The organism is Mycolicibacterium arcueilense (assembly GCF_058536225.1).
On the sequence record NZ_JBZTYL010000007.1, the window covers coordinates 1669101 to 1685667 of the forward strand.

A 16567-nucleotide genomic window follows, 5' to 3' on the forward strand; every position below is an offset into this window, starting at 1 on the left:
GTACCCACCCGGGTGTCAAAGGAGGCATCATGACCGAATTCGATACCCGCGGTGGTCGGCTACGCATGCGGCGCAGCCGCGGTGCCGCCAGCGGACTTCTGCTGGTTCTACTGGGAATCTGGGGTGGTCTGATCCCGTTCGTCGGACCGTACTTCGACTTTGCCTACACCCCGGATCAAGCCTGGGTGTGGACGTCGGCGCGCGGCTGGTTGGAGGTGCTTCCGGGTGCTGTCACAGCGCTGGGCGGTCTGCTCCTTCTGGTTTCGGGTAACCGGGCCACGGCTCATTTCGGCGGATGGCTGGCCGTACTGGGTGGAGCGTGGTTCGTGATCGGCCGGGCGCTCGCCGGGCCGCTGGGTATCGGCGACGCCGGGATGCCGATTGCGGTGACCGACGCCAAGCGGGTGTCGCTGGAGTTGGCCTACTTCTCCGGGCTGGGCGCACTGATCGTGTTGCTGGGGGCCATGGCGGTCGGCCGATTGTCGGTCCGCAGCGTGCGCGATGTCGAATATGCCCAACGCCCTGTCGCCACGGCGGCGTCGGCCGAACCCGTCGCAGTCGCAGACGCGTCGCCGACCGAAGCCCCCGCGCCCAGACATCGGACCTGGGGTGGATTCTTCGGTGGACGTCACACCCACGCGCACTAGTGCGTCAGAGGTCCCGCAGGATCAGCTCGAGCACGTCGAGTCCCTCGACGAGCAGTTCGTCGCTGATCGTCAGCGGCGGCAGGAAGCGCAACACGTTGCCGTAGGTACCGCAGGACAGCACGATCACCCCGGCCGCATGGGCACCGGCGCACAGCGCCTTGGTGAGATCCGGGTCGGGTGTGGTCGTGCCTGCCTTGACCAGTTCGACGGCGATCATCGCGCCACGGCCGCGCACGTCGCCGATCCGGTCGTCCTCGGCCTGCAACCGGCCCAGCCGGTTCTTCATCAGCAGTTCGATGTGCTGGGCGCGGGCCACCAGACCGTCGGCCTCGATGGTCTCGATGGTGGCCAGCGCCGCCGCACACGCGATCGGATTACCGCCGTAGGTGCCACCCAGTCCGGACACGTGCGGCGCGTCCATGATCTCGGCGCGGCCGGTCACTCCGGAAAGGGGCAGACCGTCGGCGATGCCCTTGGCGGTGCAGATGAGATCGGGATCGATGCCCTCGTGCTCGCACGCGAACATCGCGCCGGTCCGGGCGAACCCGGTCTGCACCTCGTCGGCGATGAACACCACGTTGTTGTCGCGGCACCACCCCAGCAGCGCTGGGAGGAACCCGTCGGCCGGGACGATGAACCCGCCCTCGCCCTGGATGGGTTCGATGATGACCGCGGCCAGGTTGTCCGCCCCGATCTGCTTCTCCATCACGTCGATGGCCCGCTTGGCCGCGAGCGCGCCGTCGGTGGCCAGCTCCTTGCCGAACTCGGCATCGCGGAAGGGATAGGACAGCGGCGCACGGTAGATCTCGGGGGCGAACGGGCCGAAGCCGTGCTTGTAGGGCATGGACTTGGCGGTCAGCGCCATCGTGAGGTTGGTGCGTCCGTGATAAGCGTGGTCGAAGGCGACGACGGCAGACTTGTGGGTGTAGGACCGGGCGATCTTGACCGCGTTCTCCACGGCCTCCGAACCGGAGTTGAACAAGGCCGAACGCTTCTCGCCGCGGACCGGCGTCAGCCGGTTGAGGTGCTCGCAGACCGCGACGTATTGCTCATACGGCGTCACCATGAAGCACGTGTGGGTGAACTCGGCGGCCTGTGCGGCCACCGCCTCGACCACGCGCGGCGACGAGTTGCCGATGGTGGTGACAGCAATGCCCGAGCCCAGATCGATGAGCCGGTTGCCGTCGACGTCCTCGACGATGCCGCCCCCGGCTCGGGCCGCATAGACGGGCATGGTGTTGCCCACGCCGCGCGCCACCGCCGCCGTTTTTCGGCCGATCAACGCCTCAGATTTGGGTCCGGGAATGGTGGTGGCCAGATGGCGACTCTGCTCGGGATGACTCAACACTGCCTCCTGAAAACGGAACGGCGGCGAAGGAAAGAACGCGTATCGAGCCTAGTCGTCTGGGCCGTCAGTCGGCGGCGAATGGGGTGGCCCGGGTCGGCGGCGGTATCGTGGCCTCGGTCGCCCTGACATCTGACCCGACACGAAAGACATAGTTGACATGGATCTCGTCATTTTCCTGCCCCTGCTGATCGTCATGGGCGCGTTTATGTTCTTCGCGTCGCGTCGTCAGCGCAAGGCCATGCAGGCGACCATCGACCTGCACAACTCGCTGCAGATCGGCGATCGCGTGCACACCACCTCGGGCCTGCAGGCCACGATCACCGGCATCACCGATGACAATGTCGACCTGGAGATCGCCCCCGGCGTCGTCACCACCTGGATGAAGCTCGCCGTGCGCGACCGCATCGAGGAGGACACCGACGACGAGGCCGGCACCGACGTCCCGGCGGCGGCGACCGAACTGACCGAGAGCACCGGTGTCACCGACACCGACGGCCTCAAGAAAGACTGACCGCAGAGCACCCAGGACAAGCACGTACCCTTTGCGGTGCTGACGAACTGATCTCGAGGAGACCCTAGAAACGTGGCATCGTCTTCGGCGCCGGTGCATCCTGCGCGCTACCTGACACTTTTCCTGGTCCTTCTGATCGGCGTATATCTGCTGGTGTTCCTCACCGGCGACAAGCAGGCCAAGCCGAAACTCGGCATTGACCTGCAGGGCGGTACCCGGGTGACGCTGACAGCGCGCACCCCGGACGGCTCGACGCCGACCAGAGAGGCACTCAACCAGGCCCAACAAATCATCAGTGCCCGCGTCGACGGTCTCGGCGTCTCGGGCTCAGAGGTCGTCATCGACGGCGACAACCTGGTGATCACCGTTCCCGGCAACGACGGCACCGAGGCCCGCAACCTGGGTCAGACCGCCCGGCTGTACATCCGGCCCGTCGCTCGCGCCATACCGGTGCAGCAGATCAAGCAACTCGCGCAGGGTGGGGCACCGGGTGCTCCGGGTGCCCCCGCAGCGCCGGGCGCTCCCGCGGCTCCGGGTGCTCCCGCTGCCCCGGGTGCCGTGCCCGGCCTTCCTGGTGCGATCCCCGGGCAGATCCCGGGGGCACCGGCCGAGCAGCCCGCGGCGCCGCCCGTGAGTGAGCCCGAGCCGGCCCCGCAACCGCGCCCGTACCCGTTGGACCCGGCGCCGGAGCCCACTCCGGCACCGGCTCCGGAACCCGCCCCGGCTCCGGCTCCCGGAGTGCCGCCGGTGCCGCCGGCGCCGCAACCCGCGCCGCCAGGCGCTCCGGCGAAAGCCGACGAGGCACAGACTCGGGCCGCGTTGATCACGCTTGCGAAGACGATCCGTCAGAGCACCAACCCGATGATGCAGATCCAGGCGATCATGGAACGCGCCCAGAACTGCGACAAGGACGACATTCTGGCCGGCAACGACGATCCCAAGTTGCCGCTCGTGACGTGCTCCACCGACGGCCAGACCGTCTACCTGCTGAGTCCCTCGATCATGAGTGGTGAAGAGATCGCGGACGCCACCTCAGGTCTGAACCAGCAGCAGGCCCAGTACGTCGTCGACGTGACCTTCAAGAGCGGCGGAGCCAAGACCTGGGCCGACTTCACCGCGGCGAACGTGGGTACGCAGACGGCGTTCACCCTCGACTCGCAGGTGGTCAGCGCACCCGAGATCCGGGAAGCCATCCCCGGCGGCAACACGCAGATCACCGGTCAGTTCAACGCGGACACGGCGAAGGAACTCGCCAACGTGCTGAAGTACGGGTCGCTGCCGCTGTCGTTCGAGTCGTCGGAAGCGGAGACCGTTTCGGCAACCTTGGGCCTGTCCTCGATGCGGGCCGGTCTGATCGCGGGCGCGGTCGGTCTGGCGGCGGTGCTGCTGTACTCGCTGCTGTACTACCGGGTGCTCGGCCTGTTGGTGGCTCTGTCGCTGGTCGCTGCCGGCGCAATGGTTTTCGCCATCCTCGTGCTGCTCGGCAGATACATCGGTTACACGCTCGACCTGGCCGGTATCGCCGGTCTGATCATCGGTATAGGCACCACCGCGGACTCCTTCGTGGTGTTCTTCGAACGAATAAAGGACGAGATCCGCGAGGGCCGGTCGTTCCGGTCGGCGGTGCCCCGAGGCTGGGCGCGTGCCCGCAAGACGATCGTGTCCGGCAACGCCGTGACCTTCCTGGCCGCCGCGGTGCTGTACTTCCTGGCGATCGGACAGGTCAAGGGCTTCGCATTCACACTGGGATTGACCACGATCCTGGACATCGTGGTGGTGTTCCTGGTGACCTGGCCGCTGGTGTACCTGGCGTCCAAGTCCCCGACGATGGCAAAACCTGCCCTCAACGGTCTCGGCGCGGTGCAGCAGATCGCGCGGGAACGCCGGGAGGCTTCGCATGCGACCGCGGGACGGGGATAGGCACATGGCAGCAAAGAACGACACCACCGCTGAGGACGTGAAGGACACCTCGGTGGAGACGCCGAGCATCGAGGCCACGTCTGCGGCCCTGCCCAAGCACAGCTTTTTCGTCCGGCTCTACACCGGCACCGGTGCCTTCGAGGTCATCGGCCGCCGCAGGCTCTGGTACGCGGTTTCCGGCGTCATCGTCGCGATCTGTATCGCCAGCATGGTGCTGCGTGGGTTCACGTTCGGCATCGACTTCGAGGGCGGCACCAAGGTGTCGATGCCCTCGGCCGGTTCCGAAGGCATCGTGACGGTGCAACAGGTCGAGGATGTCTTCAACAAGACCCTGAACCGGACTCCGGAGTCGGTCGTGCTGGTCGGTAGCGGAGCTTCGGCGACGGTCCAGATCCGTTCGGAGACCCTGTCCAACGACGAGACCGAAAAGCTGCGCAACGCGCTGTTCGACGCGTTCCACCCGAAGGGCACCGACGGCCAGCCCAGCAAGCAGGTGATCAGCGACTCGGCGGTGTCCGAGACCTGGGGCGGCCAGATCACCCAGAAGGCGCTGATCGCGCTCGTGGTGTTCATCGTGCTGGCCTCGATCTACATCGCCTGGCGCTATGAGCGCTATATGGCGATGGCCGCGATGGCCACCCTGGTGTTCGACCTGGTCGTGACGGCCGGCGTCTATTCGCTGGTCGGCTTCGAGGTCACCCCGGCCACGGTGATCGGTCTGCTCACGATTCTGGGCTTCTCGCTGTACGACACGGTGATCGTGTTCGACAAGGTGGAGGAGAACACCCACGGCTTCGAACACACCACTCGCCGGACCTTCGCCGAGCAGGCCAACCTGGCGGTCAACCAGACCTTCATGCGTTCGATCAACACCAGCTTGATCTCGGTGTTGCCGATCGTGGCGCTGATGGTGGTCGCGGTGTGGCTCCTGGGCGTCGGAACCCTGATGGACCTGGCACTGGTCCAGCTGGTCGGTGTCATCGTCGGTACCTACTCGTCGATCTACTTCGCCACGCCGCTGCTGGTGTCGTTGCGCGAACGCACCGAACTGGTGCGTAAGCACACCAAGCGGGTGCTCAACCGCCGGGAGAAGGGCAACAAGGCGGCGACGGCTACCAATGACACCGCCGCGGCCTCCGACGCCACCGAGGCCGACGACACCGGTGCTGGGACGGTGTCGGCGTCGATCGTCAGCGAGCCCGCACCGGCCAAGCCGGCGCCGGGCGCGCGTCCGGGCACCCGGACCGGACGTCCGTCGGGCAAGCGGAACACCCGGCGGTAACGCCAGATGGTTCAGTGGCGGGCCGTGGCCCGAACACGGACAGTAGCGACAGTGGCCACGCTGTCCGTGGTCGCCGGGATGGGCCTGGCGGCATGTTCGGGCAGTTCGGCCGACGAGATCGACTACGCCGTCGACGGAACACTGACCACCTACAACACCAACACGGTGGCCGGTGCCGCGTCCGCCGGACCGCAGGCATTCGCCCGGGCACTGACCGGGTTCGCCTATCACGGTCCGGAAGGACAGGTGGTCGCCGACAACGACTTCGGCTCGGTGTCGGTGGTGGGTCGCGCCCCGTTGGTGCTCGACTACGTGATCAGCGACAAGGCGGTCTACTCCGACGGCAAGCCGATCACCTGTGACGACCTGGTGTTGACCTGGGGTGCGCAGTCCGGCCGGTTCCCGGTGTTCGACGCCGCCAGCCAGGCGGGTTACCGCGACATCTCCTCAGTGGACTGCGCGCCCGGCCAGAAGCGGGCCCGGGTGTCCTTCGCCCAGGACCGCGGATTCCTCGACTACGGCCAACTGTTCGCGGCCACCTCGCTGATGCCCGCACACGTCCTCGCCGACGAACTCGACCTGGGCGACGGCGGCGTGGCCACCGCGCTGCAGAACGGTGACCAGCCGGTCATCGACCGGATCGCCAAGGCGTGGAACACCAGCTGGGATCTCAAGCCGGATCTCGACCTCAAACGGTTCCCCTCGTCGGGTCCCTACCGGATCGACTCGGTGTCCAAAGACGGCGTGGTGGTCCTGGTCGCCAACGACAAGTGGTGGGGCACTCCGCCCGTCACCAACCGGATCGCGGTATGGCCGCGCGGGGCCGACATCCAGGAGCGGGTCAACCAGGGATCCTTCGACGTCGTCGACATCGAGTCCGGATCCTCGGGCCTGCTCAACCTTCCCGACGACTACGTCAGCACCGAAAGCCCGTCGGCCGGTATCGAGCAGCTGATCTTCGCGCCGGGTGGTCCGCTGGCCGGCCCGCCGGCGCGCCGGGCCGTCGCGCTGTGCACCCCGCGTGACGTGATCGCCCGCAACGCCGCGACGCCGATCATCAACTCGCGACTCAGCCCGGTCAGCGACGATGCGTTCAGTGCGGCCGAGAATGTCGGCGAGGCTGCGCAATTCGCCGTAGCCAACCCGGGTGCGGCTCGCGCGGCACTGAACAACAAGCCGCTGACCATTCGCATCGGGTATCAGACGCCCAACGCCAGACTGGCCGCGACCGTCGGCGCGATCGCGAAATCGTGCGCCGCGGCGGGCATCACCGTGCAGGACGCCGGATCGGCGACAGCGGGGCCGGTGGCGTTGCGCAACAACGAGATCGACGGTCTGCTGGCCAGCACGGGCGGTGCCGCGGGCAGCGGTTCCTCGGGCTCTTCGGCGATCGACGCCTACGCATTCCACTCCGGCAACGGCAACAACCTGCCGGCCTATTTCAACGAGCGGATCGACGGCATCATCGATGCGCAGGCCGTCACGAGCGATCCGAAGGAACTGGCCCGGCTGGCGGGGGAGGGCGCGCCGATCCTGTGGAACGACATGCCGACCCTGCCGCTGTACCGCCAGCAGCGCACGGTGCTGACATCGAACAAGATGTATGCCGTGAGCAGCAATCCGACGCGGTGGGGAGCGGGTTGGAACATGGACCGCTGGAAGTTGTCCACGTGAGCACGGATGTTTCCGGGCTGGTCAGGAAGCTGATCCGGGAGGTTCCCGACTTTCCCGAGCCCGGCGTGCAGTTCAAGGACCTGACCCCGTTGCTGGCTGACGCCGAGGGCCTTGGCGCGGTGACCGACGCCCTGGCCGCCACCGCGGCCGACGCCGATCTGGTCGCAGGCCTGGACGCGCGCGGTTTCCTGCTGGGCGCCGCGGTGGCGACCCGGCTCGGTACCGGTGTCCTGGCGGTACGCAAGGGCGGGAAACTGCCGCCTCCGGTGCACAGCGTGACGTATCAGCTGGAGTACGGCAGTGCGACGCTGGAGATCCCGGCCGACGGGATTGATATCGCCGGGCGCAACGTTGTGATCATCGACGATGTCCTGGCCACCGGCGGGACGCTGGCCGCGGCGATGCGACTGCTCGAGGCCGGCGGTGCGAACGTCCTGAGCGCCGCTGTGGTGCTGGAATTGGCGGCCCTGGGCGGCCGGGACGTGGTGGCACCGCTACGGGTCACCAGCCTGCACACGGTGTGAGGGATATCCTCGGATTCTGGGCGAAGATCGGGAGGTGACGATGGCCGGCGATACGGGTACGGACGCGACGGTGGGCCAGGCGGTGCAGTCGCCCCCGGCGTTGCCGGGCGCCACGGGACCCGACGCCACGAAGACCAGCGCCTCACGGCGGGTGCGCGCGCGGTTGGCCCGCCGGATGACGGCGCAGCGCAGCGCGGTCAACCCGGTTCTGGAGCCCCTCGTCGCGGTGCACCGCGAGATCTACCCCAAGGCCGATCTGCAGTTGCTGCAGCGGGCCTACGACGTGGCCGATCAGCGCCACGCCGACCAGCTGCGCAAGTCGGGTGATCCCTACATCACCCATCCGCTGGCGGTGGCCAACATCCTGGCCGAGCTCGGTATGGACACCACCACGCTGGTGGCCGCCCTGTTGCACGACACGGTGGAGGACACCGGCTACACCCTGGAGGCCCTGACCGCCGAGTTCGGGGCCGAGGTGGGGCACCTGGTCGACGGCGTCACCAAGCTGGACAAGGTGGTGCTGGGCTCGGCCGCCGAGGGCGAGACGATCCGCAAGATGATCATCGCGATGGCCCGCGATCCGCGGGTGCTGGTGATCAAGGTGGCCGACCGGCTGCACAACATGCGCACCATGCGGTTCCTGCCGCCGGAGAAGCAGGCCCGCAAGGCCCGCGAGACGCTGGAAGTGATTGCGCCGCTGGCACATCGGCTCGGCATGGCGACGGTCAAGTGGGAGCTTGAGGATCTGTCCTTCGCCATCCTGCACCCGAAGAAGTACGAGGAGATCGTGCGGCTGGTCGCCGATCGGGCGCCGTCACGCGACACCTACCTGGCGAAGGTGCGCGCCGAGATCGGCGTGGCACTGAGCGCGATGAAGATCAACGCTGTCGTCGAGGGCAGGCCCAAGCACTACTGGTCGATCTACCAGAAGATGATCGTCAAGGGCCGCGACTTCGACGACATCCACGACCTGGTCGGCGTACGGATCCTGTGCGACGAGATCCGGGACTGCTATGCGGCCGTCGGCGTCGTGCACTCGCTGTGGCAGCCGATGGCGGGCCGGTTCAAGGACTACATCGCCCAGCCTCGCTACGGCGTCTACCAGTCCCTGCACACCACGGTCGTGGGGCCCGAGGGCAAGCCGCTGGAGGTGCAGATCCGCACCCGTGACATGCACCGCACCGCCGAGTACGGCATCGCGGCGCACTGGCGCTACAAAGAGGCCAAGGGCCGCAACGGTGTTCCGCACAGCCATGCAGCCACCGAGATCGACGACATGGCCTGGATGCGCCAGCTGCTCGACTGGCAGCGGGAGGCGGCCGACCCCGGTGAGTTCCTCGAGTCGTTGCGTTACGACCTTGCGGTCAAAGAGATCTTCGTCTTCACCCCCAAGGGTGACGTGATCAACCTGCCGACCGGATCGACCCCGGTCGACTTCGCCTACGCGGTGCACACCGAGGTGGGGCACCGCTGTATCGGGGCCCGGGTCAACGGCCGGCTGGTCGCGCTGGAACGCAAGCTGGAGAACGGCGAGGTCGTCGAGGTGTTCACCTCGAAGGCACCCAACGCCGGGCCGTCACGCGACTGGCAGACCTTCGTGGTGTCGCCACGGGCCAAGGCCAAGATCCGCCAGTGGTTCGCCAAGGAACGCCGCGAAGAAGCCTTGGAGTCCGGCAAGGACGCCATCGCGCGGGAGGTCCGCCGGGGCGGACTTCCGTTGCAGCGCTTGATCAATGCCGACTCCATGGGTGCACTGGCCCGGGAGCTGCGGTACACGGACGTGTCCGCGCTCTACACCGCGGTCGGTGAGGGCCACGTCTCGGCGCGCCACGTCGTGCAGCGTCTGCTCGCCCAGTTCGGCGGTGACGACGCGGCCGAGGACGAACTCGCCGAGCGGTCCACCCCGTTGACCATGCCGGTGCGCCAGCGCAGCACCGACGACACCGGTGTCGCGGTGCCGGGAGCGCCGGGAACCCTGACCAAGCTCGCCAAGTGCTGTACCCCGGTCCCCGGCGACACCATCATGGGCTTCGTGACCCGCGGTGGCGGCGTCAGCGTGCACCGCACCGATTGCACGAATGCGGCGTCCCTGCAACAACAGTCGGAACGCATCATCGAGGTGAACTGGGCGCCGTCCCCGTCGTCGGTGTTCCTGGTGGCGATCCAGGTCGAGGCGCTCGACCGGCACCGCCTGCTGTCCGACGTGACGCGGGTGCTGGCCGACGAGAAGGTCAACATCCTCTCGGCGTCGGTGACCACGTCCAACGACCGGGTGGCGATCAGCCGATTCACCTTCGAGATGGGCGATCCCAAGCACCTCGGCCACCTGCTGAGCGTGGTGCGCAACGTGGAAGGCGTGTACGACGTCTACCGCGTCACCAGTGCGGCCTAGCGCCGCCTGGTCAGTCCATACTCGCCGATTTGATCGTCAACGGGGTGGCGGGCCGGCCGTCGTGGCTGCCGTCGGCAACCCCGTCCGCGGCGATCGCGTCGAGCGTGGCCAGTCCGGTCTTGTCGACGGTGCCGAACACCGTGTACGTCGGTGGCAGCAGAGAATCCTCGTAGACGAGGAAGAACTGGCTGCCGTTGGTGCCGGGTCCGGAGTTGGCCATGGCGACGGTGCCGCGCGGGTAGACGACGGGTCGCTGCACGGCAGGGTCGGAGAGCCGGTACTGGTTGGTCGGGTACTCGTTGGGGAACCGGTACCCGGGCCCACCGGTGCCGGCGGCGGACGGGTCGCCGCACTGCAGTGTCGCGAGGTCGCCGGTGGTCAGCCGGTGGCACTGGGTGCCGTCGAAGAATCCCTGCCCGGCCAGGCTGGCGAAGTTGTTCACCGTGCACGGTGCCCGGTCGTTGGCCAGCTTGAGCCCGATGCTGCCGCGGTCGGTGACGATGCCTGCGGGCACCGTGGCGGGTTGGGTCGGCACAGCGCCGGTGCGTGGCGGAGTGGCCCGCTTGGCGGCGGGTTCGGTGGTGGCCGGGTACTGGCAGTTGGCACCGAGATTCTGCGACGGCGTGAAGGCAGGCAGCTCCTGGCCGGCACCCGGGGAGGCCGTGTAGCGGTCCTGGCGTGGCATGTTCTCTGCTGCCTTGACGACGATGACGGCGAACACCACCGTCAACACCACGGCCACGAGGGCCAGCGCCGTCATCACGTACCCGATGACCAGGCCGGTGATCGCGATACCGCGACCGTGCTCGCCGCTGCGTTTGAGCTGCGACAGTGAGATGTGCCCGAAGATGATGCCCAGCGGTGCGAAGAGCACCGAGGACACCAGTGCGGCGACCGCCATCCCGTTGGTGCGGGCAGGCGGGGGATAGCCGGGCTGGTAACCGCCGTAAGGGGGCGGAGCGGTCAACGGGTACCTAGTCCAGAGCCACGGACTTCAGCTGGACATCGAGTGCCGGCTTTCCGTCCGGTCCGCCCCCCGCGACGCCGGCTGCGGCGATCTTGTCGAGGGTGGCCAGGCCGGTGTCATCGATCTTGCCGAAGACCGTGTAGTTCGGGGGCAGCTGCGAGTCCTGGTAGACCAGGAAGAACTGGCTGCCATTGGTGTTCGGACCGGCGTTGGCCATGGCCAAGGTGCCGCGGGGGTACACCACCGGCTGCTGCAGCGCCGGGTTGTCCGGCTGGTACTGGTTGGTCGGGTACTCGTCGGCGAACTTGTAGCCGGGGCCGCCGGTGCCCTGGCCGGTCGGATCACCGCACTGCAGCACCGAAAGGCCGCCCGAGGTCAGCCGGTGGCAGGGGGTGTCGTTGAAGTAGTTCTGCCCGGCCAGGCTCGCGAAGCTGTTGACCGTGCAGGGTGCCTTGCCGTTGTCGAGCTGCAGCCCGATGTTGCCCTGGGTGGTGACCATGCTGACGCTGACCGTGGCCGGGTCGGTGGGAACCTTGCCGGTGTGCGGCGGGGTGGCCGGCTTGCTGGCCGCAGCTGCGGCCGGGTACTGGCAGTTGGCGCCGAGGTCGGCGGGGGCGGCGAAGGCAGGTAGCTGGCCGTTGGCGGCGGGTTGGGCCGGTGCGCCCGACGTCGCGGTGGTGGTATCCGCCGAGGCGGTGGTACTGCCCGAGTCCTTGCTGGTGAAGACGAAGGTGGCCACGACCGCGCCGATGATCACGAGGGCCGCGACCGCGCTTCCTGAGATGGCCAGGATGCGTCGTTTGCGTTCCTGGGCGGCCCGACGCTCCAGCTGGCGCTCCAGCTTGCGCTTGGCCGTCGCACGCCGTTGTTCGTTGGTCGGCACCGCGGCAGTCCTCCTTGTAGGCGGTTGAGGTTGGCACCGAGTGTGCCAGGCGAACCTGCATACCGGTTCTGCGACCCGCGGGGACCGCAGGTCGCGGCACATCGGGCAAGTGGTCGCGTGGGAAACTGGGGCCGTGTTCATTACCGGATTTCCGGCCGGGATGCTGGCATGCAACTGCTACGTCCTGGCCGAGCGGCCAGGGTCCGACGCGATCGTCGTCGACCCGGGTCAGCGGGCGATGGACCGGCTGCGCCGGATTCTCGACGACAACCGCCTGACTCCGGCGGCGGTTCTGCTGACCCACGGTCACATCGATCACATCTGGTCGGCTCAGAAGGTCGCCGATACCTATGGCTGTCCCGCCTACATCCACCCCGAAGACCGCTTCATGCTGACCGATCCGATCAAGGGTTTCGGCCCGGCGATGTTGGGAGGGCTGGCCCGGCTCGCGTTCGGGGTGCTGTTGTCCGAGCCCAAACAGCTCGTCGAGCTGGACCGCGACGGCGAGACGCTCGATTTCGGCGGTGTCTCCGTGACGGTGGATCACACCCCGGGCCACACCAGGGGATCGGTGGCGTTCCGGGTGGACGGAACCGTCTTCACGGGGGATACGCTGTTCCGGTCCTCGGTGGGCCGTACCGACCTGCCCGGCGGCAGCGGACGTGACCTGCTCGACTCGATCGTGACAAAGCTGTTGGCACTTGACGACGACACCGTGGTATTACCAGGGCACGGCCCGCGCACAACCATTGGGCATGAACGCCGTACCAACCCGTTTCTCGAAGGTTTGACTCTGTGACTTCTGCATTCCAGGCGCCCAAGGGCGTGCCCGACTACCTACCGCCCGAGTCGGCACAGTTCGTGGCGGTCCGGGACGGTCTGCTGGCTTCGGCACGCCGGGCCGGCTACGGCGACATCGAGCTGCCGATCTTCGAGGACACCGCGCTGTTCGCCCGTGGGGTCGGTGAGTCCACCGATGTGGTGTCCAAGGAGATGTACACGTTCGCCGACCGCGGCGACCGCTCGGTGACCCTGCGCCCCGAGGGCACCGCCGGGGTGATCCGCGCCGTGATCCAGCACCGCCTGGACCGGGGCGCCCTGCCGGTCAAGCTCTGCTACGCGGGTCCGTTCTTCCGCTACGAACGTCCGCAGGCCGGCCGCTACCGGCAGCTGCAGCAGGTCGGCGTGGAGGCCATCGGGGTGGACGACCCGGCACTGGACGCCGAGGTGATCGCGATCGCCGACGCCGGGTTCCGGTCGCTGGGTCTGGACGGTTTCCGTCTTGAGCTCACCTCGCTGGGCGATGACACCTGCCGGCCCGCGTACCGGGAACTGCTGCAGGAGTTCCTGTTCAAGCTCGACCTCGACGAGGAGACCCGGCGGCGCGCGGAGATCAACCCACTGCGCGTGCTCGACGACAAGCGGCCCCAGGTGCGGGAGATGACCGCGGACGCGCCGCTGATGCTCGACCACCTCTCCGACAGCGCCAAGGCCCACTTCGAGGTGGTGCAGGCGCACCTCGACGCGCTCGGCGTGCCGTACGTGATCAACCCGCGGATGGTGCGCGGGCTGGACTACTACACCAAGACCACCTTCGAGTTCGTGCACGACGGTCTCGGCGCACAGTCCGGCATCGGTGGCGGTGGCCGCTATGACGGGCTGATGAGTCAGCTCGGCGGTCAGGACGTCTCGGGGATCGGCTTCGGCCTCGGCGTCGACCGCACCCTGCTCGCCCTGCAGGCCGAGGGCAAGACGGTGGCCGGCGTCGGTGGCGTCGAGGTGTTCGGTGTGCCGCTGGGCGATGCCGCCAAGCTCGAGCTGGCCAAGCTCGCCGCGCGGCTGCGTGCCGACGGGGTGCGCGTCGACCTGGCTTACGGAGACCGCGGGCTCAAGGGCGCGATGAAGGCGGCCGACCGCTCCGGTGCGAAGTACGCGTTGGTGGCCGGCGACCGCGACATCGAGGCCGGCACCGTCGGTCTCAAGGACCTCTCGACCGGCGAGCAGGTCGATGTACCCGCCGATTCCGTTGTCGCCGAGGTTCTTTCCCGCCTCGCCGGCTAGTCTTGCGAGCCCGACGGCCCGCTATCCGATCGATAGCGGGCCGCCGGGACGTGAACGTACGTGGGTCGAGCCTTACCGTGCGGCCGGCAGCACGTGGTCGGCGACCTTGTCGGTGCTCACGCAGAGCGAGCACACGTAGGCATCGTGTGTCTCACACTTGAGCATGTCCGGACGCTCGTAATCGTGATGGCAGACATGGCATTTGAGGTGCGCACCGGAGGGGTTGCCGAACTCGTCGAACATCGGCAGGTCGATGCCGTCGTCGGTGCGGCGCAGGTAGTATTTCCCCTTCGTGGCGACGGCGATGATCGGCGGCAGCACCAGCGCGAGGCCGATGGCGACCAATGGCGAGTAGGGCCGGATGGCCTCGCCGAGTCCGCCGAAGAACGCGATCACCGACAGCCCGGCAGCGATCAGCATCGAGCCGAAACCGACGGGGTTGAACGCATACAGCATCCCGCGCCGGAACTCGGGTTCTTTCGGGGACAGTTTGAGCAGGTACTTGTTGAACACGATGTCGCTGGCGACCACGACCACCCACGCCATGCCGCAGTTGGCATAGAAGCCCAGGATCGTGTTGAGGAAGTCGAACATGTTGGCTTCCATCAGGATCAGTGCGATCAACAGGTTCAGCCCGAGGAACACGAGCCGCCCAGGGTAGTGCTTGGTGACGCGGGTGAAGGCGTTCGTCCACGCCAGCGAACCGGAGTACGCATTGGTGACGTTGATCTTGACCTGACTGATCACCACGAGCACCACGGCCAGAGTCATCGCAAGCCAACCGGGCAGGAAGTTCTCGTAGATCTCCAGGAACTGGTGCACTGGCTGGTTGGCGATTCCGGCACTGTCGGCGACGTTGGCGATCAGATAGACCGCGAGGAAGAGCCCGACGACCTGCTTGACGGCGCCGAAGAACACCCAACCCGGCCCGGCCAGGATCATCCAGGTCCACCAGCTGCGCTTGTTCTCCGGAGTCAGCGGCGGCATGAACCGCAGATAGTCGTTCTGTTCGGCGATCTGGGCGATGAGTGACAAGCACACGCCGGCGGCCAACAGCGTCGAGCCGAGATCGAAGCCCTTGACGCCGTTCTCGCCCTGATAGGCGAAGAACTGACCGACCGACTCCGGGTGGCTCACCACGAGATAGACGAACGGTGCCACCATCAGGACCAGCCACAGCGGAGTCGTCCAGACCTGGAGTGTGGAAAGCGCTTTCATGCCGTAGATGACCAGCGGGAAGATAACCAGTGTGGACACTGCATAGCCCAGCGACAGCGGGATGTGAAGGCCCAGCTTGAGGCCCTGCGCCATGATCGAACCTTCGAGTGCGAAGAAGATGAAGGTGAACGTCGCGAAGATGACATTGGTGACGACGGAGCCGTAGTAGCCGAATCCGCTACCGCGCGTGACGAGGTCGAGGTCGATGTTGTAGCGCGCGGAATAGTAGGCGACCGGGAATCCGGTGAGGACGACGACGACCGCGAAGATCAGGATGCCCCACAGCGCGTTGGTGGTGCCGTACGAGATGCCGATGTTGGCGCCGATCGCGAAGTCGGCCAGGTAGGCGATGCCGCCGAGTGCGGAGATCCCCACCACCCGCGTCGACCATTTCCGGTAGCTGCGCGGCGCGAACCGCAGCGTGTAGTCCTCCAGGGTTTCCCTGGTGGCATTCATGGTGTCGAGGCCGGGCTCGACAGTTTCGTCCGCCGGCTTACTGCCGAGGTCTTGTGTCATGCGGGAAAAATTAAGAGCGGCTTGTTACCTCCCGATGACAGCCATGTTCCCAGCGTGAACAGATTTCGGACGTTGTCGGCGCAATGATGATGCACCACCGGTCCTGTCACAGGTGTAACAAGGCGGTACCGTGCTCGGATATGACGTATGTGACGAATATGCGAAAAGCGACAACCACGGTCGGTGCGGCGCTCGTACTGGCGGCTGCGGGTATGGCGGTCTCCAACGCAACGTCGTATGCGGACCCGTCCGGCCAGGGCCATCAGGTGAAGTACACGCTCACCTCCGGCGCGCCGTACGAATTCGACCTCTACTACCTGACGACGCAGCCTGCGAGCAAAGACGCCTACAACGCCGATGCGTACAAGTACCTGCAGAAGGCGACGGTGAACGTCGGTCCCGACACGCCCTGGGTGTTCGAGACCACGCTCGCCGATCCGCAGTGGGCTGTCTTCACGGTCGCGAGCACGACGCACGGGGGCCAGGCTCAGCCCAACGCGCACTGCGAGATCTCCGTCGACGGCCAGATCGCCGTCCAGAACGATCATCCGTACAGCCCGCGCTGCCAGCTCGGTCAGTGGTAATTTGACCCGCTCGCGGGTGTGGTGATCTGACCCGCCCCAT

The 16567-nt window shown here is 67.1% G+C and carries 14 protein-coding genes; 10 read left to right on the top strand and 4 right to left on the bottom strand.

What is annotated here, in order from left to right; genetic code table 11:
* Positions 1-29: 29 nt before the first annotated feature.
* On the top strand, positions 30-647 hold the full coding sequence (locus AC4LGL_RS12435; protein WP_491838946.1) for a hypothetical protein: 618 nt from the start codon (positions 30-32) through the stop codon (positions 645-647).
* A gap of 4 nt (positions 648-651) precedes the next feature.
* Here AC4LGL_RS12435 and gabT read toward each other — a convergent pair whose 3' ends face one another.
* A complete protein-coding gene (gabT, locus tag AC4LGL_RS12440; protein WP_491838947.1) occupies positions 652-1992 on the bottom strand; it encodes a 4-aminobutyrate--2-oxoglutarate transaminase in 1341 nt (446 codons plus the stop codon).
* 160 nt (positions 1993-2152) lie between these two features.
* Here gabT and yajC point away from each other — a divergent pair, with 160 nt between their 5' ends.
* The 6 genes from yajC (at position 2153) to AC4LGL_RS12470 (ending at position 10298) form a co-directional block, all read left to right on the top strand.
* Complete coding sequence (gene yajC / locus AC4LGL_RS12445; RefSeq protein ID WP_409552074.1) at positions 2153-2506, top strand: preprotein translocase subunit YajC; 354 nt, start codon at positions 2153-2155, stop codon at positions 2504-2506.
* Positions 2507-2578: 72 nt separating this feature from the next.
* Positions 2579-4426, top strand: coding sequence for a protein translocase subunit SecD (gene secD / locus AC4LGL_RS12450; protein WP_491838948.1), 1848 nt, complete (start codon positions 2579-2581; stop codon positions 4424-4426).
* A gap of 4 nt (positions 4427-4430) precedes the next feature.
* A complete protein-coding gene (gene secF / locus AC4LGL_RS12455) occupies positions 4431-5708 on the top strand; it encodes a protein translocase subunit SecF (protein ID WP_491838949.1) in 1278 nt (425 codons plus the stop codon).
* 6 nt (positions 5709-5714) lie between these two features.
* On the top strand, positions 5715-7382 hold the full coding sequence (locus AC4LGL_RS12460; RefSeq protein ID WP_491838950.1) for an ABC transporter substrate-binding protein: 1668 nt from the start codon (positions 5715-5717) through the stop codon (positions 7380-7382).
* Positions 7379-7906, top strand: coding sequence for an adenine phosphoribosyltransferase (locus tag AC4LGL_RS12465; RefSeq protein WP_491838951.1), 528 nt, complete (start codon positions 7379-7381; stop codon positions 7904-7906). Before AC4LGL_RS12460 ends, AC4LGL_RS12465 begins: the two co-directional genes overlap by 4 nt.
* 40 nt (positions 7907-7946) lie before the next feature.
* Entirely contained in the window at positions 7947-10298 is a 2352-nt protein-coding gene (locus AC4LGL_RS12470; RefSeq protein WP_491838952.1) for a RelA/SpoT family protein, read from the top strand.
* A gap of 10 nt (positions 10299-10308) precedes the next feature.
* On the opposite strand, the gene AC4LGL_RS12475 is transcribed toward AC4LGL_RS12470, so the two are convergent.
* Complete coding sequence (locus AC4LGL_RS12475; protein ID WP_491838953.1) at positions 10309-11265, bottom strand: peptidylprolyl isomerase; 957 nt, start codon at positions 11263-11265, stop codon at positions 10309-10311.
* A 7-nt stretch (positions 11266-11272) separates the two neighbouring features.
* Complete coding sequence (locus AC4LGL_RS12480; RefSeq protein WP_491838954.1) at positions 11273-12148, bottom strand: peptidylprolyl isomerase; 876 nt, start codon at positions 12146-12148, stop codon at positions 11273-11275.
* Positions 12149-12281: 133 nt separating this feature from the next.
* On the opposite strand from AC4LGL_RS12480, the gene AC4LGL_RS12485 reads away from it, so the two are divergent.
* The gene (locus AC4LGL_RS12485) at positions 12282-12947 is read left to right on the top strand and encodes an MBL fold metallo-hydrolase (protein WP_491838955.1); all 666 of its coding nucleotides are present in this window, start codon (positions 12282-12284) and stop codon (positions 12945-12947) included.
* Positions 12944-14209: a histidine--tRNA ligase gene (gene hisS / locus AC4LGL_RS12490; protein WP_491838956.1), complete on the top strand. Its 1266-nt coding sequence runs from the start codon at positions 12944-12946 to the stop codon at positions 14207-14209. Before AC4LGL_RS12485 ends, hisS begins: the two co-directional genes overlap by 4 nt.
* Positions 14210-14281: 72 nt before the next feature.
* Here hisS and AC4LGL_RS12495 read toward each other — a convergent pair whose 3' ends face one another.
* The gene (locus AC4LGL_RS12495) at positions 14282-15943 is read right to left on the bottom strand and encodes a purine-cytosine permease family protein (RefSeq protein WP_491838957.1); all 1662 of its coding nucleotides are present in this window, start codon (positions 15941-15943) and stop codon (positions 14282-14284) included.
* 158 nt (positions 15944-16101) lie between these two features.
* On the opposite strand from AC4LGL_RS12495, the gene AC4LGL_RS12500 reads away from it, so the two are divergent.
* On the top strand, positions 16102-16527 hold the full coding sequence (locus tag AC4LGL_RS12500) for an Rv2576c family protein (protein WP_174554256.1): 426 nt from the start codon (positions 16102-16104) through the stop codon (positions 16525-16527).
* The last annotated feature ends 40 nt before the right edge of the window (positions 16528-16567 follow it).